Source organism: Streptomyces sp. NPDC059852, assembly GCF_042731455.1.
In the GTDB taxonomy this organism is placed as follows: Bacteria; Actinomycetota; Actinomycetes; order Streptomycetales; family Streptomycetaceae; genus Streptomyces.
The window spans coordinates 205,827-232,256 of sequence record NZ_JBHWJK010000003.1 but is presented as its reverse complement, the minus strand read 5'-3'; the positions used below and the strand labels follow the sequence as shown (position 1 = coordinate 232,256).

Sequence of the window (26,430 nt, the reverse complement as noted above, 5' to 3'; positions counted from 1 at the left end):
AGGCGGGGCCCGCGCTGTTGAATCCACTGTATGACTAAACGTGACAACTCGGAACTTTTCGGTAACCGATTCCTGACGGTGGCCGCTCCTTCCGAGACCTTCCCCGAGGAAGGCATGACGGCGACGGACGCGATGAGGCTCGTGGACGTGGATCTCGCCATGGAGGGCGACCCGCAGCGCAATCTCGCCACGTTCGTCACCACCTGGATGGAGCCGGAAGCCCAACGGCTGATCGCCGAGAACCTGCACCGCAATTTCATCGACCATGCGGAATACCCCATCTCCGCCGAGATCGAGCAGCGTTGCGTGCGCATGCTCGCCGACCTCTTCCACGCGCCCGGCAGGACGACTGGATGCCGGACCCAGGGCTCCTCGGAAGCGATCATGCTCGGCGCGTTGTCGCTGAAGTGGAAGTGGCGCGAGCGCCGCCAGGCCGCGGGCCTCTCGACCGACCGGCCCAACCTGATCTTCGGCGGTGACGTCCACGTCGTGTGGGAGAAGTTCTGCCGCTACTTCGACGTCGAGCCCAGGATCGTGCCGCTTGCGGAGGACAAGTACACGATCGGCCCGGAGGACGTGGAGCCACACCTCGACGAGAACACGATCGGCGTCGTCGCCGTCCTCGGCACCACCTTCACCGGCCACAAGGACGACGTCGCCGGGATCGACGAACTCCTGCGGGACGTGCGCAAAAAGCGGGACCTGGACATTCCGATCCACGTCGACGGTGCCAGCGGCGCATTCGTGTGGCCCTTCCTCTACCCGGACTCGAAATGGGACTTCCGGCTCGAACAAGTCCGTTCGATCAACGTCTCGGGACACAAATACGGACTGGTCTACCCCGGTATCGGATGGCTGGTCTTCCGCGAGCAGGCCGACCTCCCCAAGGACCTCGTCTTCCACGAGAACTACCTGGGCAAGACCGACGCGACGTTCACGCTCAACTTCTCCACCGGTGCTGCGATGGTGCTCGCGCAGTACTACAACTTCGTGCGGCTGGGCCGCCAGGGCTACACCTACGTCATGGAGATGATGCAGAAGAACGCCCGCGCACTGGCGGACAACCTGCGCGGCAGCGGCCGCTTCGAAGTGATCGGGAGCGACCTCGAACAGCTGCCCCTGGTCGCCTTCCGTCTCGCCGGCGACCACTCCTACGACGAGTCCGACCTCGCCTGGCAGCTCTCGGCCGAGCGTGGCTGGATGGTGCCGGCCTACACCCTCCCGCCCAACGCGGAACGGGTGAAGATCATGCGGGCCCTGGTCAAGGAGACTCTGAGCCGCGAACAGATCGACCGCCTGGCCCAGGACATCGCCGACGCATGCCGCACGCTGGACGACAAGGGAGCGACCCACACCACCGAGCGGACCCAGGTCAAACGCGGCACCGGCTACTGACGCACTGTGTCTGTCGCGATGCCCGGCACGGCACTGCCATGCGGCCTGACGGCTGTCGGCGTCGCGCCCCTGCCGTCCATCGGTGCCGTCAAAAGGCCCCGGACCATGATCGGTCCGGGGCCTTTTGGCTGGTGCCCCCGGCAGGATTCGAACCTGCGACACCCGCTTTAGAGGTTCGATCACCGGGGCCTTACAGCACTTGGAACGGCGCGACTTGAGGCCGTCGTCAGCCGCTCAGGGCTGCTGTTAACCACCGTCGTTGATGTCAGCTGTGGATGTCAGAACGGGAGCTGCTCCGCCTCCTCAGAGATCCGCCGGGCGAACTAGTCGACGACCTGCGGTATGACTCGTTGGGCCTCTTCCTGCCGTAGTGCTTCGAGGAGGGCTTGCCGGACCGTCGCGTATGGCTGCCCGGCGTGAGAGGAACGGTCCGGCTGACTGCCCGCTCGACCTTCGCCAGATGGGCCGCCACTATCGGCATCGCCTTGTCGTACTCGCTCGGGCCGGTGGCCATGGGACCAGCCGATCAGGGCGTACACACGAGGTCAAGGCGGGCGGTAGACCACCAGCTTGGGAAGCTGCGATCACATGCGAACGGTCCCGGGCGCTGACCTGGGCGGACGGATGGTGGGCGCTCCGGTCGAGCTTGGTTGCCTTCACCGTGATTCCCCGCTGTTCCCCGCCCGATCTGGTGCGCTTGTGGTGCGGAGTCATGCGATGTTCAGCGGATCGTGCGGCTGAGTCGCATTACCACTTCCGCCACTTGTTTGTGAGCTGATACCGACCGAGGCCGTGGCGGGCGGTTAAGGCGACCACATCGACGCCGTGCTCGGTGAGCGACTCGTCGATGAAATCGCACAGCTCTTCTCGTTCGTCGGTTTCGAAGGCGCCGCCGTTGTTGGGTCGTTCACCTCGTTGAGGGCCAAGACGAAGCGTTCCACCACCGCAAAGACCGGTTCATCGCTGGCCTCGCCAAGTCCCGGAAGTTCGTGCTCAAAGGCGTCGAGGACTGCGTTGGTCGCCGTAAGCAGCTCCTCGGCTTCTTCGGCTATGCCGTGCCGCCAGTTCGTAGTCAGTCTCTCAGCCATGGGCAGGACCGTACAGGCCAGGACTGACACCGGTACTGAGGCCCGTGTCACTGACGCGCTCTCGGTGCTGGGCGCACGCCTTCCAACTCTGGTGGTGAGGCGGTGGGTTGTGTGCAGGGGCGTTCACCTGCGTTCATCGACGGCTCGGCACCAGGCTTGGAGTTGCTCCGGGTTTCGGCTGAACGCCGGTGAACCAGGCTGAATGGGACGGAAACTGAGACAGTCCGTCCGACGGCCGTTGGCAGTGGCCTCGCCTAGTCTCCGGCCATGAGCATGATCGGTGAGTACCTGCGTGTCACGGCTACTGAGCTCGACCGAGCGATCCAAGACCCTGACTGGGCGTTGGAGTTCGTCGAAGAGGTCCAGGACACCGAGGAGGAGACGGAGCCTGTGCCGGCCGAAGCACGCCACTTCACCACGTACAAGACCTGGGGCATGCTCCGCTTCCTCCTGGCACGCACCGGGTTCCCCGTGAACGTAGGCTACGGGGAGGAGCTGTTCGCCGAGGACGAGGATTGGGGCTACGGGCCTCCGAGGTACCTGCGGCCTGAGCGGGTCCGGCTCGCGGCGGAAGCTCTGCGGGCTACCAACTATGGCCAGCTCATCAGCGGCGTGGACCCTACCGAACTGACCAGCGCTGAGGTGTATCCGTTCGAATGGAGTGAGCCGGGCTCGCGGGAGTGCGGGGCGTCCTTGGTACGACGGCCTCACACAGTTCTTCGAGGCTGCTGCCAGGGCGGACAACGCGATGCTCGTCTGGCTGGACTGAAGGGCCACGTGAGCGGTCAGACCTCAGCTTGTGAAGCTGCGAACGCTTGCCGAGCGTTCCCATCGAGCCTGGCTGCGTTCACCGTGATTCCCCACTGTTCCCCGCTCGATCTGGTGCGGTTGTGGTGCGGCGGTGAGCAGCCGTCAGCGGAGCCATCCACTCGCTCCGCAGCGTTGAGGCGCCGACGGGCAGCAGTACGCGGCGAGGTACCGCTTGTCTGGCCCCGCTGCGCTCGGCTGGCCGTCCATGGCTGCGACATCCCTGAATCGGAGTACCTAGTCACACGGCGCGCAGCGCACTAGAGTGATGTGTCATACATCACAAGGAGGGGTAGTGGGGCTGGCACTCGCTTTGGTTGTGGGGATCGACACCTACAAAGATCGCTGGCCGAAGCTCTCATGCTGCGCTCATGACGCGGATCAGGTCGCAGCAATTCTGGAGATGCCGGAGTACGGATTCAATGTGACGCTCCTCCAAAATGAGCAAGCCACAAAAACTAATATTTTGAGATGGCTTGTCGATGCCAAAAACTCTGGAGCAGACAAGCTTCTTTTTTACTTCTCCGGCCACGGAGCCTCTACGGAGCTCGGACACTACATCGTAACTTTTGATAATCGAGATTTTGATGAAGGCGTCCCCCTTCCAGATGTCCTCCGGATTCTAGAACCAAGTGGCACTCAAGACTCTCAAGTTTTCGTGCTTCTTGACTGCTGTCACTCAGGTGGAGCGGTGACCAGTCGCAGTGGATCGGTTATGCATGTCTCGAATCTGCGTAATTCGGAAATTTTGGAGGTCGTGCGGCAGACCGAATCGTCGTCGGCTGTAGTTGCAGCCTGTTCTGAAAATCAAACCGCTTGGGAAGTGAATAACCTCGGGCATGGCATCTTCACTTATTACCTGCTTTATGCGTTGACTGGCGCTGCGGCGGACCATACAGGTAGCGTAACTGCTCACAGCATCTATGAAGTGATTTCGCGTGAAATGTCCCAAAGTAGCTCGGATCACGACCAGTTGCCCATTTTTGGAGGCCGGGTTCGTGGTCGTCTCCTGATTGGTAGTGGGTTCACGCCGGAACTCGCACCTCCCCCTCCAGAGTCGGAGTATGAGCGTTATGAGCTGGAGGCTCAGGAGTTCCTGGACTCTTACAATAAATTCAAGTCCGGATTTGATATCAACACTTGGCGGAGTACTGGGCACTACGCCTCATGCCGCAGGCTAGAGAACATCTCAAAGTGGTTCGATGAAAAGGATAGAATTCAAGGCCTCGCCACTCGCGTGAAGTATAAGCAGGCACGCGATACACTCACGCGTTACCAGACCGAGCTTGGCTTGATTGAAGCCGGGACGAAGACCAGAGAAGGGATCGTAACAAAACAAATTGGTGCGGGAGGGTTCGGTTCGGTTTTTAAGGTGGAGGATCAAGAGGGCGAGGGCTCCGTCTACGCCTACAAGGTCTACCATCCACACGAGCTGCATGACCGCGAGAAGGTGAAGCGGTTCCGAAACGGTTACGACGCCATGCAGCTGCTGGCTCACCCTCAGATTGTGAGAGTGCATCGGTACAGCGACTGTCCGACTGGCTTCGTCATGGACTATGTCGACGGCAGCAATTTGCGAGAATTGCAGCCCGGCACGTTCCTCTCTCCCGCAGAAATTCTGGCTATTCTTCTGAAGTCGGCTGAGGCTATCGAGCATGCGCATTCACATGGTGTAATTCACCGCGACATTAAGCCGGAGAATATTGTCTGCCGGTACACGGATGACGGCGAATACCTCCCTTACCTTACTGATTTTGATCTAGCTTGGTTCAGCACCCAGACTCAGCGAGCAACCAAGAGTGCAATGGGAGTCGTATACTACGCCGCCCCGGAGCAGTACATTGCATTCGACCCTAAGGCGGCTTACAGTCGCGAGCCAACTCTTGATATCTTCTCATTCGGGCAGCTTCTTGCTTTCTGTTTCATTAATCGTGATCCCGATCCGCTCAATGTGACAGGGAATGCAGAGAACCTTAATAATGCAATTAAAGGTTCCTGTTCGAATGAGTCGGCGTCGAAGCTCATGAAAGTTTATGAGGATTGCGTGAGCTTTGATCCTCGTCAGCGTATTCAGGAATTCTCCGAAGTGGTGGGCCGCCTCGGGGAGGTTTATAACGATCTCCAGCATACAGAGCTGGACGCCAAAATTAGCACTAGTCAGTACGCAAAGGAGCTTGCGTTCCAGATTACCCGCAAAGCCCAAAGGCAAGATGAAGTCGCGTCGTTTCTTAGCGCGTCGGGCGCATGGGAAGCGTCCATTGAATGGCGTGAAAAGCTTGCCGGGCGCGAGTATCGCCCACTGCTGGTCCTGCGCATAGCGCCGACTAGCCGCGTCTCCATGGAGAACGTAAAGAACGACAGAATGAGGAGGATCCTGAATAGAAGAGTTGATCAGGCGATCCAGCCTTACCGGAATAAGGCGACGCGGCATCCCGGCCAGCGTGGAACCTACGAGGTCTTTGTTGAATGGTTCCCAGGGCGAATGACTCGCAGTGATACTTCGGAACTCGCCGAAATGCTACGAAGGGTCTTTGCCGCTCTTGAAAGCTAGGCTCTTATAGCGTGACGAGGTCGGTGGAGCGGCTTTGGGATGGCGCTGCTTTGGCGCGAGTGATCATGACCCGGTAAGCTTCCGGCGCGTCGGGCAGTCTGTGGACCTGCCCGGTAAAGCACGACGTTGGGGCCATGATCTTCGAGGCTCGCGCCAAAGTGGCTCCGTAAAGCCGCGGAGCCGACCGCTGCAGCCACGACGTACCTCTTCTCTGGCATCAGGTGGCTGCCTGCTTTGAGCGCGGCACGGGCGCCGGACGGGCTGGAGCGGGGCGTAGACAGGAGCGCAGGCCCGGCCGGGGGCCGTGCCGCGCGCGGGGGGCGGAGCGAGCCGCCTTGAACCAGTAGAGAAAGTTTGAATCATACTCGGGCTACGGGCGTGTCCGGTCCCGGTAGATGCTTGACAGTTCGGCCCCTGCCGACGGTTGGAGCGGCTCGCAGTCCCGGTTGCTACTGGCAAGTGGTGTAGAACCCTGGGCATGGGGAGTGAACGGCGGGAGCGAACGAAGTTACTCGGCGCGCGTCTCGTGGGCTTCGTGCAGAGGCCGGCCTTACGGGTGCCGTGTTGGCGCAGCGGGCTGGGGTGGGATAACCGACCGTGTCCAAAGTCGAGACCGGGCGCATGGTTCCGAGTGTCGATGTACTCGACAGGCTCTCGCGTGCTCTCGGGCTCGACGAGCCGACTGCGGGTGAAGTCCGGGAGCTGTTGGCCGCGGTGGAAGCTGCGTCCGACCCTGACCAACCGACGAGCGGCGCTACGCCGGTCGGCATGACGGTTGATGAAGAGGTTCGGTCCGCTCAACTGGTGCGCTCGTTCCAATGTGTCGTTCTCCCGGCCATGCTGCAGACCGCGGAGTATGCGTGTCACGTCTTCGAGAGCGCGCCGACTGCGATGCCTGGAGAAGTTGGCCGGGCCATCGCTACTCGCGTGGATCGGCAGAGCGTCCGGTACGAGCCTGGGCGGAAGTCGGTGTTCGTGCTGACGGAAGCTGTGTTGCGGACCTGGCCGGGGACTCCGGCCCTCATGCTGGCCCAGCTCGACCGGTTGCTGGCGGTCGAGAGTCTGAGCACGGTGAAGCTTGGGGTCATCCCGTGGCGGCGGCCGGTGCCTGTCCTGCCTCGCCACGGGTTCACGTTGTGCGATCGGCGGGCCGTCGTGCTGGAGGCCTTCAACAGTGAGCGCGTGTCCGACGATGCCGATGTAGTTGCCACGTATGAGGAGACGTTCGGCCACTTCGAGCGGGCTGCGGTCTTCGGCGGTGAGGTGCGGGAGCTGCTGGTGCGGTTGATGAGGGAGTCCCGCGACTTGGGAGACGTCCTCACCCCTTAGAGGAATAATTCCTCATGATGCCTGGCCTGTTGGTCGCGCATAGGAATTCTCTTCCGCTGGGCTGTCTAGCCCCCTAGACGTAGGTGAGGAGAGTCCCATGCGTTCCAAGTGGTGCCGCGCCTTCCCTGGGCTGCCTGAGCAAGTGGCGCATGCCCGTCACTTCATCGCTGTCCTGCTGCAAGAACAGGGCCTGTCGACGACGCCGTCCTGGTCGTGAGCGAGCTCGCGACCAACGCCGTGCGGCACACGCTGAGCGGATCGGTCGGCGGCTGGTTCCTTGTCGTGATCGGCCTCGGTGACGATCTCGTGCGCATCGAGGTCGTCGACCAGGGCGGCGATCGCGTGCCGCCTTGCGCGACGCGACCGGTCAGGAAGAGGGCGGCCGACGGCGGCAGACAGCTGCTCGCGCCAAGGCGGGGGAGACCTGGCGTGAGTCGGACTACGTCTTCACCACCCGCACCGGCCGCCCGGTCGAGCCGCGGAACGTCTATCGCTCCTTCACCCGCATCGCCCAGTTCGCCGGCCTCCGCGTGATCCGACTGCACGACGCCCGGCACGGCACCGCGACTCTCCTTACGGCGGCTGGAGTCGCGCCCCGCGTCGTGATGGAGATCCTGGGCCATTCCCAGATCAGCATCACCATGGACGTGTATACGCACGTCGTGCAGGACACCCAGCGCGAGGCCATGAGCCACATGGACCGACTGCTGCGGAGGCGTCCCGGTCGTCAGTGACCGCCCTCGTTGATGTCAGAAGTGGATGTCAAAGGCCCCGGACCATGATCGGTCCGGGGCCTTTTGGCTGGTGCCCCCGGCAGGATTCGAACCTGCGACACCCGCTTTAGGAGAGCGGTGCTCTATCCCCTGAGCTACGAAGGCGCGGATCGTGGAAGATCCGGCGACTAGCCTAGCGGATGCTCGATCCCTCGTGGGAGCGTTCTTGTTTCCGCTGGTCAGGGTCGGGTTCCTGGGTGCGCGAGCATGGCGCCGGCCCGGGCGCTTGACCTCAAGTTAAGTTGAGTTTCTACGTTTCTCGTGTCGGTCCCACCAGAGGGCCCACGAGAAACGAGGAGACCCATGTCCCACGCGCCCCTCAAGATCGGTGTGCTCATCGGCAGTGTTCGGCCCGGGCGGTTCGCCGACAAGGTGTCCCGGTGGTTCCTGTCCGAGATCGGGCGGCGGGACGACATGGAGACGCATGTCATCGATCTGTCCGAACCCGTGCTCGCCGACGAGCTCAAGCTCACCCTCGAGCAGTCCGACGCCCCGACCCTCGCCCGGCGCGTCGGCGGGCTCGACGGGTTCGTCGTCGTCACGCCCGAGTACAACCACGGCTATCCCGCCGCCCTCAAGCTCGCCATCGACTACGTCTACCGGGAGTGGCGCGCCAAGCCCGTCGGGTTCGTGTCGTACGGCGGGATGGCCGGCGGGCAGCGGGCCGTGGAGCAGTTGCGGCAGGTCTTCGCCGAGCTGCACGCCGTCACCCTGCGCGACACCGTCAGCTTCCACATGGCCTGGGAGCGGTTCGACGACGACGGGCGCCCGCACGACGAGGACGGCACCGCCAAGGCCGCCGCCGTGCTGCTCGACCAGCTCGCCTGGTGGGGGTTCACCCTCCGGGAGGGCCGCGCCGTCCGGCCCTACGACGGGTGAGCCGTTCAGCTCGGAGGGGGAGGAGGGTCGCCACCCCATGCGGCACCGCCATGAGTCACCGCCGTACGTCATCGCTCCCGCGTCACCCGCACCCGGTACCCCCCGTCCTCCTCCACCCCCACCACCGCGACCCGCACCCCCCGTTTGTCGTCACGGAACTCCTCGCCCGGGGTGAAGGTCGCGTCGGAGAGTTCGGCGTGGACGTTCGGGCTGCGGGTGCAGCCGCCGCTGTCCTCCTGGGAGTCCTGGACCTTCACCGGGCCCATGCCGGTGTCGACGTCCGCGTCGACCCGGTAGACGAGGACGCCGGGGCGGCAGACGGCCTCGTCGTTGCCCTCGCGGGTGCGCAGTTCCAGGGCGTAGCCGGAGTGCGGGCCCAGTGGGACGAACAGCAGCTTGGGGCCGCCCTCGCGGGCCAGCGGGGTCAGGGTGTACTCGTCCGTGCCGGGGGCGGCCGCGCAGCGGACCTGGGTGTCGTCCAGCCAGCCCAGCTTCCACTTGTGCCAGCCGAGCAGGTCGTTGTTGGCCCCCCAGTCCTCGCTCATGATGTCCCAGTGGCCGACCGCGCCGCCGCCCTCGGCGGTGTAGAGGTCGGGCAGGCCGAAGACGTGGCCGTTCTCGTGGGGGAGGACCCGGTAGCCGGTGCGGTGGTAGGAGCCGGAGCCGTCGTCCTGGCGGGAGTACACGAAGGAGGCGTTGGTGACGGAGACGCCGTCGGCCACGGGGGCCTCCACGTTGCCGGCGAAGGTCACCGACAGGACCGTGTCGAGGGCGGAGGGGCCGGCGTTCGGGGTGACGAGGACGTTCAGGAAGTCGTACGACGTGAAGTCGACGCGCGCGTCGGCGGCGACCACGATGTCCTGGACCAGCCGGCGGTACCCGGGGTCGAAGGGGGCGCCGCGCTCTATGCCGTACTCGCGGAACGACTTGGGCATCCTCAGCCAGTCGGTGACCGGCGTCTCGGCGCGGTAGTCGAGGCGGCCGTAGGAGCTGGTGCGGAACCACTTCTGGGTCTGCGGGAAGAACTCGCCGTAGCGGTCGAGGGCGCTGCCGGTGCCGGGGGCGTCGGGGAAGTCGACCATGAGGGTGAGGGCCCGGACGGTACCGGTGGAGCGGGCGTAGCCGCGCGGGGTGGGCACGCCCTCCGACATCTGGACCGCCGGCGGGCCGCTGATCATGCAGGGGCCGAGCGCTGTGGAGTGCTCCGGGGATATGGGTCCGGCCCCGGCCACCGTGGAGGTGCCCGCCGTGAGGTGCCCGGTGCCTGCCGAGGTGCCGACCGCCATGATCAGGGCGGTGACGGAGGCGAGGGCGGCCACACGGCGGGGACGTATCCGGCGGTACGGCTGCATGCATGGGCCCTCTCAGTCCATGGCAGCCCGCCGGACCGCGCGCTGCACCCTCTCGATCACCCTGTGTCGGGGGATGCGGGCGCGCGCGTTGGAGGAGACCGAACGTGTGGGTTCCGCGCCGCTCGGCGGCCTTGTGGCCAGGCGCCGCTTGGCGGGTTCGGAGATGTGACCCAGGTCACAGGAATAAGAGGCGGGGGCGGGAAATAACCGGGGACCGTCTCCCCGTTTAGACCTGTGTCCGTGCGAAACGGGGAGCACTTCCCCGGATCGTCGAAACGGGGGCAGGAAACCCCGGGGGAACCGGACGCCAAGCATCACAGGAGACGAGGAGGACACCGTGGAGACCGCCACCCCCGCAGTGCGCAAGGCAACCCGGCCCCGTGCCGACGCCCTGCGCAACCGGGAGCGGATCGTCACCGCCGCCCGCGAGATGTTCGTCGAGCACGGCCCCGACGTGCCGCTCGACGACGTCGCCCGCCGGGCCGGCGTCGGCAACGCCACGGTGTACCGCAACTTCCCCGACCGCGACGCGCTGGTGCGTGAGGTCGTCTGCTCCGTCATGGACCGTACGGTGGCGGCGGCCGAGCTGGCGCTCGCGCAGACAGGGGATGCCTTCGAGGCTCTGGAGCGCTTCGTGCACACCGCCGCCGACGAGCGGATCAGCGCGCTGTGCCCGATGGTCCAGAGCGCCTTCGACCAGCACCATCCGGACCTGGAGGCATCGCGCGAGCGGTGCGAGAGCCTCGTCGCAGCGATCATGGACCGCGCGAAGGCGGCGGGGCAGCTCCGGTCCGACGTGGACGTCGGCGACGTCATGATCGCCGCGGCCCAGCTCAGCCGGCCCCCGGCCGGCACCGGCTGCGGCATCGCGGACCGCTACGTCCACCGCCATCTGCAGCTGTTCCTGGACGGGCTGCGGGCCCCGGCCCGCTCCGTCCTTCCCGGTACGGCACTGACCATGGAGGACCTGCGCAAGGCCTGACGCGACCCGTCCCGAAGGACATGTCCCGACCGAAGCACATGCACAGGTTGCGACCGAAGCACACGCACATGTTCCGACCGAAGCCCATGTCCTGACCGAGTCCTGACCGACCCGAATCGTTCGTTCCGACCTGCCCGCCCCGCCGGCACACCGGCCGATGAGTCCGGGGCACCACGGGGGTCGACACCCGCACAGCCGTAGTCCAGCGGCCGTCACAGCCGACGAGCCGTCCCCTTTCCTTTCACTTTTTCCGTCACGAAGTCCCGAAGTGGGTACACCCATGTCTGAAACAACCGTGAAGGCTCCCGGCGGCGCCCTCGGCGCGGTCGATCCGAACCGATGGAAGGCGCTCGCCTTCATCGCGATAGCCCAGCTGATGGTCGTCCTGGACGCGACCATCGTGAACATCGCGCTGCCCTCCGCCCAGCAGGACCTGGGCATCTCCGACGGCAACCGGCAGTGGGTCGTCACGGCCTACGCCCTCGCCTTCGGCGGCCTGCTGCTGTTCGGCGGACGCATCGCCGACCTCTGGGGCCGCAAGCGGGCCTTCGTGGTCGGCCTGGGCGGCTTCGCCGCCGCCTCCGCCCTCGGCGGTGCGGCCACCAACGAGGCCATGATGTTCGGCGCCCGCGCGCTGCAGGGCGCGTTCGGCGCGCTGCTCGCCCCGGCCGCGCTCTCCCTGCTCGCCGTGATGTTCACCGACGCCAAGGAGCGTGCCAAGGCGTTCGGCATCTACGGCGCGATCGCCGGTGGCGGCGGTGCCGTCGGCCTGATCCTGGGCGGATTCCTGACCGAGTACCTGGACTGGCGCTGGACGTTCTTCGTGAACATCCCGTTCGCCGTCGTCGCCGCGCTCGGCGCCTGGTACGTCATCCGTGAGCCGCAGGGCGGCCGCAACCGCTCCACGCTCGACATCCCCGGCGTTATCCTGTCCACGCTCGGCCTGGTCTCGCTGGTCTACGGCTTCACCCGTGCCGAGTCCGAGGGCTGGAGCGACCCGACCACGATCGGCATGTTCGTCGCCTCCGGCGTGCTGCTGCTCGCCTTCGTGGTCGTGGAGTCCCGGGTCAAGGCCCCGCTGCTGCCGCTGCGCGTGGTCACCGAGCGCAACCGCGGCGGTGTCTACCTCTCGCTCGGCCTCGCGATCATCGCGATGTTCGGCCTGTTCCTGTTCCTGACCTACTACCTGCAGATCGTGAAGGGCTACTCGCCGGTCAAGACCGGCTTCGCCTTCCTGCCGATGATCGCGGGCATGATCACCGGGTCGACGCAGATCGGCGCCCGGCTGATGACCCGGGTCGCGCCGCGGCTGCTGATGGGCCCCGGCTTCCTGGTGGCCGCCGTCGGCATGCTGCTGCTGACCCAGCTGGAGATCGGCTCCTCGTACGCCGCGCTCCTGCTGCCCGCGATGCTGCTGCTCGGCCTCGGCATGGGCACCGCGTTCATGCCGGCCATGTCGCTGGCCACCCTCGGCGTCAAGCCGCAGGACGCCGGTGTCGCCTCGGCCATGGTCAACACCTCGCAGCAGGTGGGCGGCGCGATCGGTACGGCCCTGCTGAACACGATCGCCGCCTCCGCGACCACGTCCTACATCGCCGACCACATCGCCGGCGCCTCCAGCCGGTCCCAGCAGCAGCTGGTCCAGGCGCAGGGCCTGGTGCAGGGCTACACCAGCGCCATCTGGTTCGCCGTCGGCATCCTGGCCGCGGCCGCGGTCATCGCCCTGACCCTGGTCAACGCCGGCCGTCCGGGCGGCACGGCGGTGGCGTCCTCCGAGGAGGGCGCCGAGGAGGACCTCCCGGTGCCGGTCGTCGCGCACTGACGCACTGACGCTCGCGTGACCGCGGCCGTGACGGCCGTACCCCGAAGGGACCAGGCGTGCGTACGGGGAAGGGGACGCCCCGTCCGTACGCCGCGAAGGACCTGCCCCGGCTCGCTGGAACGAGCGGTTCAGCGCAGCCAGGGCAGGTCCGCACCCGCTTCGCTCGGCTGCAGGCCCTCGGCGACGATCTTCATGATCTCGCCGAGGGCCTTCTGCTGTTCCGGGCTCAGCCGGTCGAACAGGGCCTGCCGCACGGCCCGTACGTGCCCGGGCGCCGTCCGGCGCAGTACCTCCAGGCCCTCGTCGGTGAGCACCGCGAACTGGCCGCGCTTGTCGTCGGGGCAGTTCTCGCGGCGCAGCCACCCGTTGCCCTCCAGCCGGGCGACGGCGTGCGACAGCCGGGAGCGGGTGATCTTCGCGTACCTCGCCAGTTCGGTCATCCGCAGCCGGCGTTCCGGGGACTCGGCGAGCGCGACCAGGAGCCCGTAGTAGAGGTGGGGCATCCCCGCGTCACGCTGGAGCTGACGGTCCAGATGGTCGTCGAGCAGGGTGGTCGCCTCCACGTACGAGCGCCACACGCGCTGCTGGTCGTCGGTGAGCCAGGGGGACTCCTCCACGGAGGCGGACGTCGATGCGCTGTTCATGCCTTCCACTGTACGAGCACTCTTCTTGAACTTTGAACTATCTCGGCGTACGGTCAGGGAGACAAACGTTTTAGATTTGAAGCACTCGGCCGGCCGGGGCGTCCGTTCCCGGTGGCCGGAGTGCTTCGACGGAGAGGAGACCCGGCTCCCGCCGGGGCTCGGAGGGAGTGCCCGCCATGTCCGCCGCCGCCCAGGAGCGCATGCCCGCCCTCTATCTCAGCCACGGCGCCCCGCCGCTCGCCGACGACCCCGTCTGGCCCGGCGAACTCGCCGCCTGGGCCGCCGGGCTGCCGCGCCCCAAGGCGATCCTCGTCGTCTCGGCGCACTGGGAGGAGGCCCCGCTCGCCCTCGGCGCCACCGCGCCCGTGCCGCTCGTGTACGACTTCTGGGGCTTCCCCGAGCACTACTACCGGGTGACCTACCCGGCCCCCGGCGCCCCCGAGCTCGCCGAGTCCGTCCGCAAGCTGCTGCGCGCCCCCGGCGTCCCCGTCCAGGACATCCCCGACCGCGGCCTCGACCACGGCGCCTACGTCCCCCTCGTCGAGATGTACCCCGACGCCGACATCCCCGTCCTGCAGATCTCCATGCCGACCCTCGACCCCGTGCGGCTCATGGAGGTCGGCCGCAAGCTGGCCCCGCTGCGCGACGAGGGCGTGCTGATCATCGGCTCCGGCTTCTTCACCCACAACCTCGCGGCCCTGCGCCAGGGCGGAATACCGGCCTGGTCCGTGGAGTTCGACGACTGGGGACGACGCGCCCTGGAGCACCGCGACTGGGACGCGCTCCTCGACTTCCTCCACAAGGCCCCCGCCGGCCGTTACGCCCATCCCCGCACCGAGCACTTCGCCCCCCTCTTCGTCACCATGGGCGCCGCCGAGGCGGCCGGGGAGCTGGACGGGCAGAAGTCGGTGATCGACGGCTTCTGGATGGGGCTGGCCAAACGCTCGGTGCAGTTCGGCTGAGGCGGAGCCGGGCCCTTCGGCCCGGCAACCTTCCGCGGGCGCGGACCGTCTTCAGGGGTGCGAGGGCGGACGACGGCGTCGGCCCTTCCCCCGAAAGGCCGACGGCGCCGGTGTGAGCGAGATCTCATCAGCTCGCCCCCGAGGGCGGCGGCGACGGCACGGAAACCCGGCGAATCCCGTCTGACCTGCGGTTCCGCGGCCCGGACGGCGAGGGGCCGCACGTGTGGCCCGGCAGGATACTGCAAGATCAGATAAATAGGGGGGCGGGTTGGGAATTCTGTCCTGATTCAAGTCGTTGTTCCCATCGAATGCAGGGCACTCGAGAAGAGTCCCAAGCGTTCAAGGACCACCCGCCAGCCCAATCGCAAGGGAGCACGCATGGCAACCCGTGCCGTCGCCCGTCGTCAGTCCGCCACCGGCGAGGCCGTCGACGCGGCCAGCAGTGTTCGCGCCCATGGCGGCGAGATCGCGGACCGCGACCTGGTCGGCATGTACCTCGACGAGATCGCCCGTACGCCTCTGCTCGACGCGGCGAAGGAGGTCGAGCTCTCGCAGATCATCGAGGCGGGTGTGTTCGCACAGCAGGTCCTCGACGGGTACGAGGAGTCCAAGGCGGACGCCACCCGTGAGGAACTGGAGGCCCTCGTCGCCGAGGGCGAGCGGGCCAAGGACGTCTTCATCCGCTCCAACCTCCGTCTGGTCGTCGCCGTGGCCCGCCGCTACCCCCGTAGCGGCTTGCCCCTGCTCGACCTGATCCAGGAGGGGAACGCCGGCCTGGTGCGCGCGGTCGAGAAGTTCGACTACCGCAAGGGCTTCAAGTTCTCCACGTACGCCACGTGGTGGATCCGCCAGGCCATCACCCGTTCCATAGCCGACCAGTCCCGGACCATCCGCCTCCCCGTCCACCTGGTCGAGGAACTGGGCCGCATCCGCCGCGTGCAGCGCGAGTTCAACCGCGAGCACGGGCGCGACCCGGAGCCCGCGGAGATCGCGGCCGAGCTCGGTTCGACCCCGGAGCGCGTGACCGACGTCCTGGACTGGGCACGCGACCCCGTCTCGCTGAACATGTCGGTGGACGACGAGGGCGAGACCCAGTTCGGCGACCTGCTCGAGGACACCTCCGCCGTCTCGCCGGAGCAGTCCGTCCTGACCTTGCTGCGCAGCGAGGAGCTGGACGACCTGATCGGCCGCCTCGACCAGCGCACGGCGTCCATCATCAAGATGCGGTACGGCATCGAGGACGGGCGCGAGCGCACGCTGACCGAGGTCGGCAAGGAGCACGGCCTGACCCGCGAGCGCATCCGCCAGATCGAGAAGCACGCCCTGCTGGAGCTGAAGAAGCTGGCGCGCAGCACCGGCTTCGACGCGGCCGCGTAACGCACGCGGCCGTGGGGGCGGCGCCGCCGAGGGGCGTGCGCCGGGTGGCGAAAGACCGCGCAAACATGGCCGCGGAACGCTGCTTCAACCCCCAGGGCCCAGGGAACAAGACCTCAGGGCAAGGGAGTTCGACTCCCGCCCGCGGACCGCGTCCCGACGCACTCCCCCCGGCGCCGGGACTTTCCCCGAGCCGGGCTCCGGCGCCCATCCCCCCTGGGTGCCGGGGCCCGGCTCCACCCATGTCCGCCCCCCGTGTGCGAGCGAGCGGACAAAGGGCCACCCCGTACCTGAACCACGGGGTGACCCCTCGGATGGCAGATTGTGTCACACAGGCATAGCCTGCAGGACGTGAGCAGCCCCACCCCCGCACCGCCCCCGGCCACCGCCTCCCTCACGGAACGACGCAAGGCGGCGACCCGAGCCGACATCGCCCGGGCCGCGGCCGGCCTCTTCGTCCGGCAGGGACTGAAGGCGACCCGGGCCGAGGACATCGCGCAGGCCGCGGGAGTCGCGCCGCGCACCTTCTACCGCTACTTCGCCACGAAGGAGGAAGCGGTCGCCCCGCTCTACACGGACGGCGCCGACCGCTGGACCCGGGCCGTCCGCGACGCCCCCGCCGCCCTGTCGGTGCCGGAGGCACTGGAGCACGCGGTCCGGTACACGCTCACTCCCGGCGAGGGCGTCTCCGGCGCCTCCTGGGAGTGGACCCGCACCCTGGTCCGCCTCGCCCTCCACGACCCCGCCCTGCACCGGGTGTGGGCGGAGGTCTGTCATGCCACCGAGGCCCGCCTTGCCGAGGTGCTGGCGGAGCGCTGCCCGGGCGACAACGTTGCCGCCGACCTGGCCTTCCCCTCGGCGGTGGCCGCGGCCGCGGTCCGCGTGGCCGTGGAGACCTGGGCCACGGGAGAGGCCCCGGCCAACGGCCCGGAGGGGCCGAGAGCGCGCGCCTTGGCCAACCTGGACGCGCTGAAGGGCTTCCCGTGGGGGAGGGGCCGCGAGGCCCGCTAGCGGAGCCGCCCGGCACCCGGCCTTCTTGCAACCCCGTTCAGCCGGCGGCCGCCCGGCTCAGCCGTCCGCCCAACTCCGCCACGGACCGCACCAGTTCCTCCGGCGACTCGACGGTGAACTCGCAGCCCACCATCGCCAGCCGCACCGCCGTCCACTCCGGGGCGCCCCCGCTCGTCCCCCGCACCCGGCAGGCCCGCCCGTCCTCCAGCGGCTCCGGCACGCCCAGCCACCCCGGCAGCCGCGCGGCGACGAACTCCACGGGCGCGGCGAACGTCACGGAGAACGCGTACGACTCCGCCCACCCCCACATGGACTGCCGCAGATACTCGGCGGCGCTCCCCGTGGGCAGGTCCCGCGGGGCGAACCGCGCCCCCGTCGCGAACGGCTCACTCACCCGGTCCACCCGGAACGTCCGCCAGTCGCCCCGGTCGAGGTCGTACGCGACGAGGTACCAGCGCCGCCCGGTCGACACCAGCCGGTACGGCTCGGTCAGGCGCCGTGACGCGGTGCCGTCCTTCGCCCGGTAGGCGAACCGCAGCCGTTCCCGTCCCGCCACGGTCGACGCCATCACGGTGAGCGTCTCGGGCGCGATGCTCGCCCCGTCCCCGCTGGCCAGCGGCGTGGTGGCGGCCTGCAACGTGCTCACCCGGTGCCGCAGACGCGCCGGGAGCACCTGCTCCAGCTTCGCCAGCGCCCGCACGGACGCCTCCTCGACGCCCTCGACGGCGTGCCCGGCGCCGGCCCGCAGCCCCACCGCGATCGCCACCGCCTCCTCGTCGTCCAGTACGAGCGGCGGCATCGCCTTGCCCGCGACGAGCCGGTAGCCCCCGTCGGACCCCTTGGTCGCCTGCACGGGATAGCCCAGTTCCCGCAGCCGGTCGATGTCCCGCCGCACCGTGCGCCGGGACACCCCCAGCCGGTCGGCGAGTTCACCGCCGGGCCACTCACGGGGCGTCTGGAGGAGGGAGAGGAGGGTCAGCAGCCGTGCCGGAGTGTCCGTCGTCATGAGTTCGAGGATGCCGCACGTCTAGGACACGATCTGACCTAATCGGCCCGTAGCTTCGGAACATGACCTCAGGCGAGCGCACCACAGCGACACCGCGACAGCGAACGACGCGAACGACGACGACGGACGGGCCGGCGGCGAAGGCCACGACGGACGGGCCCACGGCCAAGGCCACGGGGACCGAGGGCACCACGGCCCCGGCCGACCGGCGCCGCTGGTTCGCGCTGGCCATCGTGATGACCGCGGCCTTCATGGACCTCGTGGACGTCACGATCGTCAACATCGCCATCCCGTCGATCCAGCGCGAGGCCGGGGCCACCTTCAGCCAGATCCAGTGGATCACCGCGGGGTACGCCCTCGCCTTCGCCGCGGGCCTGATCACGGGCGGCCGGCTCGGCGACATCCACGGCCGCAAGCGGCTGTTCCTGATCGGCATCGGCGGCTTCACCCTCGCCTCCGCGCTGTGCGGCTTCGCCGTGAACCCGGAGATGCTGGTCGCCTCCCGCATCCTCCAGGGCGCCATGGCCGCGCTGATGGTGCCGCAGGTGCTGTCGATCGTCCACGCCACCTTCCCGGCGCACGAACGGGGCAAGGTGTTCGGCCTGTTCGGCGCGATCGTCGGCCTCGGCGCGGTCAGCGGCCCGCTCCTCGGCGCGCTCCTGACGGAGGGCGACCTCTTCGGGCTGGCCTGGCGCCCGATCTTCCTGATCAACCTGCCGGTCGGCATCGCCGGCCTGATCCTCGGCAGCCGTTTCATCACCGAGTCCAAGGCCCCGAAGGCCCTGAAGCTGGACCTGGTGGGCGTCGCCCTGGTCACCCTCGGCCTGCTGATGCTGCTCTACCCGCTGACCCGGGGCCGCGAGCTGGGCTGGCCGCTGTGGGGGTACCTGTCGATGGGCGGCTCGCTCGTCGTGCTGGGGGCGCTGGTGGCGTACGAGCGGCGCAAGGGCGCCCGTGACGGCTCCCCGCTGGTCGAGCTCTCCCTGTTCAAAGTGAAGAGCTTCGCGGCCGGTATCGCCGTCCAGACGGTGTTCGGCGTGGCGCTCGGCATCTTCTTCCTGGTGTGGACGCTGTACATGCAGTTCGGGCTGGGCTGGAGCCCGCTGAAGGCCGGCCTCACCGGCATCCCGTTCTCCATCGCCGTCTCCACGGCGGCCGGTCTGTCCGTCCAGCAGCTCGTCCCGCGCTTCGGCCGCACGGTGCTCCAGGCGGGCGCGCTGCTCATGGGCACCGGCATCCTGCTCTACATCTGGGAGGCCGGCCGCTACGGCCTCGCCATCGCCCCGTGGCAGATGGCCCTGCCCCTGATCGTGATGGGCGCCGGCATGGGCCTGATCGTGGCCCCGCTGACGGACGCGATCCTCTCCGAGGTGCCGCGCGAGCACGCCGGTTCGGCGTCCGGCCTGATCAACACGGTCCAGCAGATGGGCAACGCCCTCGGCCTCGGCCTGGTCTCCGTCGTCTTCTACGGCGTCGTCGACGACCGCCTGACCGAGGCCACGACCCCCACCGCGGCGGGCACCGCCTTCGCCGACGGCTTCCAGCACGCGCTGGGATGGGTGGCGGCGGTGATGGCGGTCATCTTCCTGCTGATGTGGGCGCTGCCGGCGCGGCCCGCGGGAGCGGGGGAGGGCGAAGGCCCGGGGGCCGAGGTCCTGGAGGACGAGCGGTCCGGCGAGAGGGCTCCCCAGCTCGTCGGCTGAGTCACCGATGCGAAAGGCCCGTCCAGGCGCGAGCGACCTGGGCGGGCCCTTCGTCGTCTCCCCTCCCGCCGCCGGATAGCTCATCGTGCCCGATCATGCCCGTTCGCATCCGAATCCGTTTACTTCCTCGGAGTCCGGGCGTAATCTCACCTTCGAAACCACACACTCGGGCATGCGGCGAAGGAGAACGGACATGTACGCACCGGAGCGGCAGCAGGCGATCCTCCGGCTGGCCCGGGACGGTGGCCGGGTGGACGTGCTGTCGCTCGCCGAGGAGTTCCAGGTCACCGCCGAGACCATCCGGCGGGACCTCAAGGCGCTCGACCGGGCCGGGCTCGTCCGGCGGGTGCACGGCGGCGCCATCCCCGCCGGGCGCCTCGACTTCGAACCGGACCTCACCGAACGCGAGTCCACGGCGGCCGACGAGAAGGACAGGATCGCGAAGGCGGCCCTCGCCGAACTCCCCACCGACGGCACCGTGATCCTCGACGCCGGCACCACCGTGGCCAGGCTCGCCGCCGCCCTGCCGCTCGAGGCGTCCCTCACCGTCGTCACCCACAGCCTGCCCATCGCCGCCCGCCTCGCCGACCATCCCGGCATCCAGCTCCACCTCGTCGGAGGGCGCGTACGGCACCGCACCCGCGCCGCCGTCGACGCGTGGGCGCTGCGCGCGTACGCCGAGATCCGTGCCGACGTGCTGTTCGTCGCCGCCAACGGCTTCTCCGCCGGGCACGGGCTGACCACCCCCGACCTCGCCGAAGCCGCCGTCAAACGCGCCGCCGTAGCCGCCGCCCGCCGCGTCGTCCTGCTCGCCGACTCCGGCAAGCACGGCCAGGAGCACTTCGCCCGCTTCGGCGGCCTCGGCGACGTGGACCTGCTGATCACCGACACCGGCCTCGCACCCGAGACCGCCGCGGCCATCGAGCACGGCGGCACGGAAGTGCAGCGTGTCTGAGAACGTCCCCCCACCCGGGCCTGGAAACGAGCGCATGATCCTCACCGTCACCCCGAACCCGTCCCTCGACCGCACGTACGAGGTGCCCGCCCTGGACCGCGGCGAGGTCGTCCGCGCCACCGGGGAACGCATGGACCCCGGCGGCAAGGGTGTGAACGTCTCCCGTGCCGTCGCCGCCGCCGGCCGGCGGACGGTCGCCGTGCTGCCCCTCGGTGGCGCGCCCGGCGCCCTCGTCGCCGACCTCCTCCATGCCCAGGGCATCGACGTCGCCCCCGTCCCCGTCGCCGGCGCCACCCGCTCCAACATCGCCCTCGCCGAGACCGACGGCGTCCTCACGAAGATCAACGCCCCCGGCCCGGAACTGAGCCCCGCCGAGCGTGAGGCCCTCCTCGACGCCGTCCGCGCCCAGGCCCGCGCCGCCGACTGGATCGCCTGCTGCGGCAGCCTCCCCCGTGGCCTCGCCGCCACCTGGTACGCCGACGTCGTCACCCGGGCGCACGCCGACGGCACCCGGATCGCCCTGGACACCTCCGGACCGGCCCTCCTCGAAGCCGTACGGGCCCGGCCCGACGTGGTGAAACCCAACGCCGAGGAACTCGCCCGGGCCGTCGGACGCCCCCTCACCACCCTCGGCGACGCGGTGAAGGCCGCCGAGCGGCTGCGCGAGCTGGGCGCCCGCGCCGTCCTCGCCAGCCTGGGCGCCGACGGGCAGTTGCTGGTCGACGACGCCGGCACCTGGTTCGGCACCGCACCCGTCGACACCGTCCGCAGCAACGTCGGCGCCGGGGACGCCTCCCTGGCCGGCTTCCTCATCGCGGGCGGCCAGGGCCCCGACGCCCTCGCCTCCGCCGTCGCGCACGGTGCCGCGGCCGTACGGCTTCCCGGCAGCGTGATGCCCACCCCCGCCGACCTCGATCCGACGGCCGTCACCGTCACGGCCGACATCCCCGCCGGCCGCGCCCTCACCGAGCCCGCGTCATGAACGGCACGACCGCACTTCTCTTCCTCCCCGTCCCCACCCCCGCCCACCGGACTCCCGGGGCGATACGCGTGCGAAGGAGCCCGCGATGAGCGACATGATCACGGCGGAGCTGGTCGACCTCGACCTGACCGCCGACACCAAGGAGGCCGCGGCACGCGCCCTCGCCGAGCGCATGGTCGCCCAGGGCCGGGTGACCGACCTGGACGGCTTCCTCGCCGACGTCGCCGCCCGCGAGGCCCAGATGCCCACCGGCCTCGACGGCGGCATCGGCATCCCGCACTGCCGCAGCGCCCATGTCACCGAGCCGACGCTCGCCTTCGGACGCAGCGCCGCCGGTGTCGACTTCGGCGCCGCTGACGGGCCCGCCGACCTGATCTTCCTCATCGCCGCCCCGGCCGGAGCGGACGACGCCCACCTCACGATCCTGTCGTCGCTCGCCCGCCAGCTCATGGACAGCGCGTTCACGGACGCCCTGCGCGCCGCCCGGGACGCCGAGTCGGCGGCCGCGCTGATCCGCGGCGAACAGGCCCCCGCCACCGACACCTCGGCCGGCGACGAGGCCGGCGACGAGGCCGGCACCGCCGAGCGGCCCTTCCGGATCGTCGCCGTCACCTCCTGCCCCACCGGCATCGCCCACACCTACATGGCCGCCGAGGCCCTGGAGAGCGCCGGCCGGGACGCGGGCGTCGAACTCGTCGTCGAGACCCAGGGATCGGCCGGTTTCACCCGGCTCGACCCCGCCGTCATCGCCGCCGCGGACGGCGTGATCCTCGCCCACGACGTCGCCGTTCGCGAGAAGGACCGGTTCGCCGGAAAGCCCACGGTCGACGTCGGCGTCAAGGCCGGCGTCAATCGGCCCGCCGAACTCATCGCGGAGGTCAGGGAGAAGGCCGCCCGCGGCGAGACCACCCGGGAGGCCCGGCCGGGCGCCCCCGTCGACCGGGCCGGTGAACCCGGTGACGGCTACGGCACACGGCTGCGCAAATGGCTGATGTCCGGCGTCAGTTACATGGTCCCGTTCGTGGCCGCCGGCGGCCTGCTGATCGCCCTCGGGTTCGCCATCGGCGGCTATCGGATCGACGAGGCCGCACCCGTCACCGAGCACTTCGCCTGGGGGCAGGCCGACAGCTGGGGCGCCCTGCTCTTCCAGATCGGCGGCGTCGCCTTCGGCTTCCTGATCCCCGTCCTCGCCGGGTACATCGCCTACGGCATGGCCGACCGGCCCGGACTCGTCCCCGGCTTCGTCGGCGGCATGATCGCCTTCACCATCAACGCCGGATTCCTCGGCGGCCTCGTCGCCGGCCTCCTCGCCGGCGGTGTCGTCCTCGCCGTCCAGCGCGTCGACATCCCCCCGGTGCTGCGCGGCATCATGCCCGTCGTCGTGATCCCGCTGCTGTCCTCCATGGTCGTCGGCTTCCTGATGCTCGTCGTCATCGGCAAGCCCATCGCCGAGGCGCAGAAGGCCATGACGGACTGGCTCAGCGGTCTGTCCGGCTCCAACGCCGTTCTGCTCGGGGTCCTGCTCGGCCTGATGATGTGCTTCGACCTCGGCGGCCCCGTCAACAAGGTCGCCTACGCCTTCGCCACCGCGGGCATCGCCGTGCAGGACCCGAGCGACTCCGCCATGAAGATCATGGCCGCCGTCATGGCGGCCGGCATGGTCCCGCCCCTGGGCATGGCCCTGGCCACCACCCTGCGCCGCGGGCTGTTCACGCCGACGGAGCGGGAGAACGGCAAGGCCGCCTGGGTGCTGGGCGCCTCCTTCATCAGCGAAGGCGCCATCCCCTTCGCCGCCGCCGACCCCCTGCGCGTCATCCCCGCCTCCATGGCGGGCGGCGCCGTCACCGGCGCCCTCACCATGGCCTTCGGCTCGACCCTGCGCGCACCCCACGGCGGCGTCTGGGTCACCTTCCTCATCGGCAAGCCGTTCCTCTACCTGCTGGCCATCGCGGCCGGTACGGCGGTCACGGCCGGCCTGGTCGTCCTGCTCAAGGGCATGCGCCGCACGGCACCCGACGGCGCCCCGGCCGCCGGTGCCCCCGGCACCTCGGACACCGGCGCCGGGCAGCGGCCGGTCGTGGCCTGAGAGGAAGGGGCCAGCGGCGGAGAGGGGCGCCGCTTGCCCCAGTTGAGGCGCTGTGCGTCGTTCACGGCACCTGCGAGATACGTCACGGTCCGGGTCATACGGCCCGGACCGTGGTGTCTACTGGGAGGCATGCCTGAGCACGTCTCGATCCTCCAGCTCCTGGGTCCCGTCGTCCTCGCCCTGGCGGCCGTGCTGTGGGTGACGGGCCTCGTACGCCTGCTGCGCCGCTACCGACCCGTGAACCCGCGGTGGGCCCCCGACCAGCCGCTCGCAGGGCTTCCGCAGCAGCGGCAGACCGCCCCCGACCGGGAGGCCGTCGAACTCACCCCGGCGGAACGCGATGCCTTCGCCGGCCTGGTCCACCGGCTCAACACCGGCCGCTGAGCGCGCCGTGGGCTGCCCGCGGGTTTCTCAGGAGACCTGCGCCGCCCGCCGCCGCATCGCGGCCCGCGCCGCCTCCTCGCTGACGTACACCTCGCACATGTGCCGCCCGTCCGGCGTCGCCGTGTGCTCGACCTCCCACAGCGAGACCTCCGCCCCGTCCCGCAGCAGGAACGCGTGCTCGTAGAGCGAGAAGCTCAGGCCCGCGCGCGCCGACCGCCAGGGGCGCCCGAACGCCTGCATGATCCGGTGCCCGCACGCCGTGGCCAGCAGGGCGGCGGTCTCACGGCCCGGCCGGTCCGCGTTCTCCGCGCGGCGCAGCAGCCGCCGCGCGTGGTCCGCCGAGTCCTCCGGCACATATCCGCGCCGGGGCGCCGCCGACGGCGTCAGCTGCACGGTCACCGGCAGCTCGAAGTCGGGTGCGTCCGGGGGCAGCGGAAGCCGCTCGGTCGCGGCACGCAGCTCCTCCTCGTCCACGTACACCTCGTTCTGCGGGGCGCCGCCACGCGCGGTGTTGTGCACGAGCTCCCACAGAGTGAGCGCCGAGCCGTCGGCGAGCAGCCAGGTGTGCCGGTACGTCTCGCGGTGCAGCCCCGCGCTGTGGTGCGCGGAGTGCAGCGAACTGTCGTGGGCGAGCGCGCAGTCCAGGCGCCGCAGGGTCTCGTCGGGCAGCTCGAAGGAGTTCAGGGCACGGCCGAGGAGTCGCGCGAGGTGCTCCTCCGGAGACTCCGGCGACTCGGGTGGTTCGTACGCTGTGGTCTCGTACGGAACGCTCAAGGTTTCTCCCGGCGTTGCTGCATGTCACCTTGTGGGTGCATACCGTAGCCCCTCGGTCGGACATCATGTCCGGGAACCGAGAAAACGTACGTCCGGTGAAACGCGCGGACCGCGCGAGAAGTTCCCGCGCGGCCCGTCGAACCGTCAAGAAACCCTGTCCGACGTGCGGTTCAGGGCGGGGCGGGCCGATCAGGCGGCGCTGCCCGCGGTCCACTCGCTCCACGGCATGTTCCAGCCGTTGAGGCCGTTGTCCGGCGTCACGTTCTTGTCGGGGGAGTTCTTGACGATCACCACGTCCCCGAGCATCGAGTTGTCGTAGAACCACTTGGACGGGGTGTCCCCCTGGCCGCCCTTCACGTCCCGCAGGCCGACGCAGCCGTGGCTGGTGCCCTGGCGGCCGAACGGCGGGTTGCCCTGGTTGTACCAGTAGTTGCCGTGGATGAAGGTGCCCGACCGGGTCAGCCGCATCGCGTGCGGCACGTCCTTGATGTCGTACGCGTCGGCCAGGTTGACCGTCCGGCTGTCCATGTGGAGCTGCTTGAACTTCTCGGAGATCACCATCTGCCCGTTGTAGGTGGAGAACTCCGAGCTGCCCGCCGAGATCGGCACCGACTTGATCGTGCTGCCGTCCCGGACGACCGTCATGGTCTGGGTGTTCACGTCGACCGTCGACACCTGCGAGCGGCCGATCGTGAAGGCGACGGTCTTCTTCTGCACGCCGACCACGCCGTCGGCGCCCTCGACGCCGTCCAGGTCTATCTTCATCGTGACCTTGGAACCGGCCTTCCAGTAGTCCTCGGGCCGGAAGTCCAGGCGCTTCTGGCCGAACCAGTGCCCGACCACCTTCTGCCCGCTGCTGGAGGTGACGGTGATGTGCGACTGCACGGCCTTCCGGTCGCTGATCGCCTTGTCGAAGGTGAACGACACGGGCATCCCCACCCCGACCGTGGTGCCGTTGTCGGGGGTGTAGGTGCCGATGAAGCTGTCGGCGGCGGTGACCGTGGTGAAGGTCGAGTCGGCGGTGGCGCCCCGGCCGTCCGCGTCCTTCGCGGTGGCCGTTATCTCGTACCTGGTGCCGCGCTCCAGCTGCTTGCCGGGGTGCCAGCCGGTCCCGTCGGAGGACAGCGACCCCGGCACGTCCCGCCCGGTCTTCGCGTCCTTCATCCGTACGGCCGTCAGCTTGCCCCCGCTGACCCGCACACCGGTCGTGTTGATGGACGCCCCCGTGGAACCGTCCTTCGCCGAGATCACGATCTTCGCCGCGGACGCCGTGGACGACCCCTTGCCGCCCTTGCCGTCGCCGCCGGCCCCGCTGCCGCCGTCGCCGCCACCGCAGGCCGTGAGGGTCAGGGCGCCGATCACCAGGGCGGCACAGGCCCCCACTGTGCGTCGCGCTGTCATGTCCGGCGTTGTCACGATCTGCTCCCTCTTTCGGCGTTCGCGAGTTCTGTTTGGTTCCGTTCCGTATCAGGGTGGAAGAGGCCACCGCTCGGAACCGGGTTCCCCCTGTGCGCCGTGAACGCCATCACGTGACAGAACCGCGACAATCGTGAGCGCGATGTGGCCATTCG

At 68.9% G+C, this 26,430-nt stretch carries 21 protein-coding genes, 1 tRNA gene and 2 pseudogenes; 17 read left to right on the top strand and 7 right to left on the bottom strand.

All coding sequences use genetic code 11. The features are described 5' to 3' along the window. The first annotated feature begins 30 nt into the window (after positions 1 to 30). On the top strand, positions 31 to 1,395 hold the full coding sequence (locus tag ACFV46_RS05405) for a glutamate decarboxylase (protein WP_361923093.1): 1,365 nt from the start codon (positions 31 to 33) through the stop codon (positions 1,393 to 1,395). Between the two features lie 803 nt (positions 1,396 to 2,198). Here the strand turns inward: ACFV46_RS05405 and ACFV46_RS05400 are convergent. Further along, on the bottom strand, positions 2,199 to 2,483 hold the full coding sequence (locus ACFV46_RS05400) for a hypothetical protein (protein ID WP_385497072.1): 285 nt from the start codon (positions 2,481 to 2,483) through the stop codon (positions 2,199 to 2,201). Positions 2,484 to 2,750: 267 nt separating this feature from the next. On the opposite strand from ACFV46_RS05400, the gene ACFV46_RS05395 reads away from it, so the two are divergent. The 5 genes and pseudogenes from ACFV46_RS05395 to ACFV46_RS05375 form a co-directional block, all read left to right on the top strand. Beyond that, positions 2,751 to 3,554 carry a YfbM family protein gene (locus ACFV46_RS05395; protein ID WP_385497071.1) on the top strand — a complete coding sequence of 268 codons (804 nt, stop codon included), beginning with the start codon at positions 2,751 to 2,753 and terminating at the stop codon, positions 3,552 to 3,554. 31 nt (positions 3,555 to 3,585) lie between these two features. Continuing rightward, positions 3,586 to 5,841, top strand: a complete 2,256-nt coding sequence (locus ACFV46_RS05390) for a caspase family protein (protein ID WP_385497070.1) — start codon at positions 3,586 to 3,588, stop codon at positions 5,839 to 5,841. 597 nt (positions 5,842 to 6,438) lie between these two features. Further along, the gene (locus ACFV46_RS05385) at positions 6,439 to 7,170 is read left to right on the top strand and encodes a helix-turn-helix domain-containing protein (protein WP_385497069.1); all 732 of its coding nucleotides are present in this window, start codon (positions 6,439 to 6,441) and stop codon (positions 7,168 to 7,170) included. 97 nt (positions 7,171 to 7,267) lie between these two features. Next, positions 7,268 to 7,556: pseudogene (locus ACFV46_RS05380) on the top strand (ATP-binding protein); the annotation flags it as partial. Further along, positions 7,554 to 7,904 (top strand): annotated as a pseudogene (locus ACFV46_RS05375) (tyrosine-type recombinase/integrase); the annotation flags it as partial. The pseudogenes ACFV46_RS05380 and ACFV46_RS05375, both read left to right, overlap by 3 nt. Before the next feature lie 68 nt (positions 7,905 to 7,972). Here the strand turns inward: ACFV46_RS05375 and ACFV46_RS05370 are convergent. Then, positions 7,973 to 8,048, bottom strand: a tRNA-Arg gene (locus ACFV46_RS05370). 198 nt (positions 8,049 to 8,246) lie between these two features. Between ACFV46_RS05370 and ACFV46_RS05365 the strand changes: the two genes are divergently transcribed. Further along, complete coding sequence (locus tag ACFV46_RS05365; RefSeq protein WP_361923255.1) at positions 8,247 to 8,822, top strand: NAD(P)H-dependent oxidoreductase; 576 nt, start codon at positions 8,247 to 8,249, stop codon at positions 8,820 to 8,822. 68 nt (positions 8,823 to 8,890) lie between these two features. Here ACFV46_RS05365 and ACFV46_RS05360 read toward each other — a convergent pair whose 3' ends face one another. Next, a complete protein-coding gene (locus tag ACFV46_RS05360) occupies positions 8,891 to 10,174 on the bottom strand; it encodes a M6 family metalloprotease domain-containing protein (RefSeq protein ID WP_385497067.1) in 1,284 nt (427 codons plus the stop codon). Positions 10,175 to 10,511: 337 nt separating this feature from the next. Between ACFV46_RS05360 and ACFV46_RS05355 the strand changes: the two genes are divergently transcribed. Beyond that, positions 10,512 to 11,156, top strand: coding sequence for a TetR/AcrR family transcriptional regulator (locus ACFV46_RS05355; RefSeq protein WP_376727187.1), 645 nt, complete (start codon positions 10,512 to 10,514; stop codon positions 11,154 to 11,156). Between the two features lie 280 nt (positions 11,157 to 11,436). Next, positions 11,437 to 12,978: an MFS transporter gene (locus tag ACFV46_RS05350; protein WP_376727188.1), complete on the top strand. Its 1,542-nt coding sequence runs from the start codon at positions 11,437 to 11,439 to the stop codon at positions 12,976 to 12,978. Between the two features lie 128 nt (positions 12,979 to 13,106). On the opposite strand, the gene ACFV46_RS05345 is transcribed toward ACFV46_RS05350, so the two are convergent. Beyond that, the gene (locus ACFV46_RS05345) at positions 13,107 to 13,622 is read right to left on the bottom strand and encodes a MarR family winged helix-turn-helix transcriptional regulator (RefSeq protein WP_385497066.1); all 516 of its coding nucleotides are present in this window, start codon (positions 13,620 to 13,622) and stop codon (positions 13,107 to 13,109) included. Positions 13,623 to 13,798: 176 nt separating this feature from the next. Between ACFV46_RS05345 and ACFV46_RS05340 the strand changes: the two genes are divergently transcribed. From ACFV46_RS05340 to ACFV46_RS05330, 3 genes are all read left to right on the top strand, one after another. After that, positions 13,799 to 14,584, top strand: a complete 786-nt coding sequence (locus ACFV46_RS05340; protein ID WP_361923269.1) for a class III extradiol ring-cleavage dioxygenase — start codon at positions 13,799 to 13,801, stop codon at positions 14,582 to 14,584. A 378-nt stretch (positions 14,585 to 14,962) separates the two neighbouring features. After that, complete coding sequence (locus ACFV46_RS05335; RefSeq protein WP_361923271.1) at positions 14,963 to 15,961, top strand: sigma-70 family RNA polymerase sigma factor; 999 nt, start codon at positions 14,963 to 14,965, stop codon at positions 15,959 to 15,961. Positions 15,962 to 16,309: 348 nt separating this feature from the next. Next, entirely contained in the window at positions 16,310 to 16,969 is a 660-nt protein-coding gene (locus tag ACFV46_RS05330; protein WP_385497065.1) for a TetR/AcrR family transcriptional regulator, read from the top strand. Positions 16,970 to 17,006: 37 nt separating this feature from the next. On the opposite strand, the gene ACFV46_RS05325 is transcribed toward ACFV46_RS05330, so the two are convergent. Continuing rightward, the gene (locus ACFV46_RS05325; RefSeq protein ID WP_361923278.1) at positions 17,007 to 17,975 is read right to left on the bottom strand and encodes a YafY family protein; all 969 of its coding nucleotides are present in this window, start codon (positions 17,973 to 17,975) and stop codon (positions 17,007 to 17,009) included. A gap of 62 nt (positions 17,976 to 18,037) precedes the next feature. Between ACFV46_RS05325 and ACFV46_RS05320 the strand changes: the two genes are divergently transcribed. The 5 genes from ACFV46_RS05320 to ACFV46_RS05300 all read left to right on the top strand — a co-directional run bounded on the left by ACFV46_RS05320 (position 18,038) and on the right by ACFV46_RS05300 (position 24,085). Next, positions 18,038 to 19,678, top strand: a complete 1,641-nt coding sequence (locus ACFV46_RS05320) for an MFS transporter (RefSeq protein ID WP_385497064.1) — start codon at positions 18,038 to 18,040, stop codon at positions 19,676 to 19,678. Between the two features lie 193 nt (positions 19,679 to 19,871). Next, the gene (locus ACFV46_RS05315; protein WP_376727192.1) at positions 19,872 to 20,633 is read left to right on the top strand and encodes a DeoR/GlpR family DNA-binding transcription regulator; all 762 of its coding nucleotides are present in this window, start codon (positions 19,872 to 19,874) and stop codon (positions 20,631 to 20,633) included. Positions 20,634 to 20,667: 34 nt separating this feature from the next. Further along, positions 20,668 to 21,615, top strand: a complete 948-nt coding sequence (gene pfkB, locus ACFV46_RS05310) for a 1-phosphofructokinase (RefSeq protein WP_361923695.1) — start codon at positions 20,668 to 20,670, stop codon at positions 21,613 to 21,615. Between the two features lie 85 nt (positions 21,616 to 21,700). Beyond that, positions 21,701 to 23,701, top strand: a complete 2,001-nt coding sequence (locus tag ACFV46_RS05305; RefSeq protein ID WP_385497063.1) for a fructose-specific PTS transporter subunit EIIC — start codon at positions 21,701 to 21,703, stop codon at positions 23,699 to 23,701. 129 nt (positions 23,702 to 23,830) lie between these two features. Next, positions 23,831 to 24,085: a hypothetical protein gene (locus ACFV46_RS05300; RefSeq protein WP_361923287.1), complete on the top strand. Its 255-nt coding sequence runs from the start codon at positions 23,831 to 23,833 to the stop codon at positions 24,083 to 24,085. A 27-nt stretch (positions 24,086 to 24,112) separates the two neighbouring features. Here ACFV46_RS05300 and ACFV46_RS05295 read toward each other — a convergent pair whose 3' ends face one another. Further along, a complete protein-coding gene (locus tag ACFV46_RS05295; protein ID WP_385497062.1) occupies positions 24,113 to 24,859 on the bottom strand; it encodes a DUF6227 family protein in 747 nt (248 codons plus the stop codon). A gap of 189 nt (positions 24,860 to 25,048) precedes the next feature. After that, entirely contained in the window at positions 25,049 to 26,275 is a 1,227-nt protein-coding gene (locus ACFV46_RS05290) for an Ig-like domain-containing protein (RefSeq protein ID WP_385497061.1), read from the bottom strand. Between the last annotated feature and the right edge of the window lie 155 nt (positions 26,276 to 26,430).

Coding starts and splice junctions, on each gene's coding strand:
- ACFV46_RS05405 (WP_361923093.1), top strand. CDS start 31: ATGACTAAACGTGACAACTCGGAACTTTTCGGTAACCGATTCCTGACG.
- ACFV46_RS05400 (WP_385497072.1), bottom strand. CDS start 2,483: ATGGCTGAGAGACTGACTACGAACTGGCGGCACGGCATAGCCGAAGAA.
- ACFV46_RS05395 (WP_385497071.1), top strand. CDS start 2,751: ATGAGCATGATCGGTGAGTACCTGCGTGTCACGGCTACTGAGCTCGAC.
- ACFV46_RS05365 (WP_361923255.1), top strand. CDS start 8,247: ATGTCCCACGCGCCCCTCAAGATCGGTGTGCTCATCGGCAGTGTTCGG.
- ACFV46_RS05360 (WP_385497067.1), bottom strand. CDS start 10,174: ATGCAGCCGTACCGCCGGATACGTCCCCGCCGTGTGGCCGCCCTCGCC.
- ACFV46_RS05350 (WP_376727188.1), top strand. CDS start 11,437: ATGTCTGAAACAACCGTGAAGGCTCCCGGCGGCGCCCTCGGCGCGGTC.
- ACFV46_RS05345 (WP_385497066.1), bottom strand. CDS start 13,622: ATGAACAGCGCATCGACGTCCGCCTCCGTGGAGGAGTCCCCCTGGCTC.
- ACFV46_RS05340 (WP_361923269.1), top strand. CDS start 13,799: ATGTCCGCCGCCGCCCAGGAGCGCATGCCCGCCCTCTATCTCAGCCAC.
- ACFV46_RS05335 (WP_361923271.1), top strand. CDS start 14,963: ATGGCAACCCGTGCCGTCGCCCGTCGTCAGTCCGCCACCGGCGAGGCC.
- ACFV46_RS05325 (WP_361923278.1), bottom strand. CDS start 17,975: ATGACGACGGACACTCCGGCACGGCTGCTGACCCTCCTCTCCCTCCTC.
- ACFV46_RS05320 (WP_385497064.1), top strand. CDS start 18,038: ATGACCTCAGGCGAGCGCACCACAGCGACACCGCGACAGCGAACGACG.
- ACFV46_RS05315 (WP_376727192.1), top strand. CDS start 19,872: ATGTACGCACCGGAGCGGCAGCAGGCGATCCTCCGGCTGGCCCGGGAC.
- pfkB (WP_361923695.1), top strand. CDS start 20,668: ATGATCCTCACCGTCACCCCGAACCCGTCCCTCGACCGCACGTACGAG.
- ACFV46_RS05305 (WP_385497063.1), top strand. CDS start 21,701: ATGAGCGACATGATCACGGCGGAGCTGGTCGACCTCGACCTGACCGCC.
- ACFV46_RS05300 (WP_361923287.1), top strand. CDS start 23,831: ATGCCTGAGCACGTCTCGATCCTCCAGCTCCTGGGTCCCGTCGTCCTC.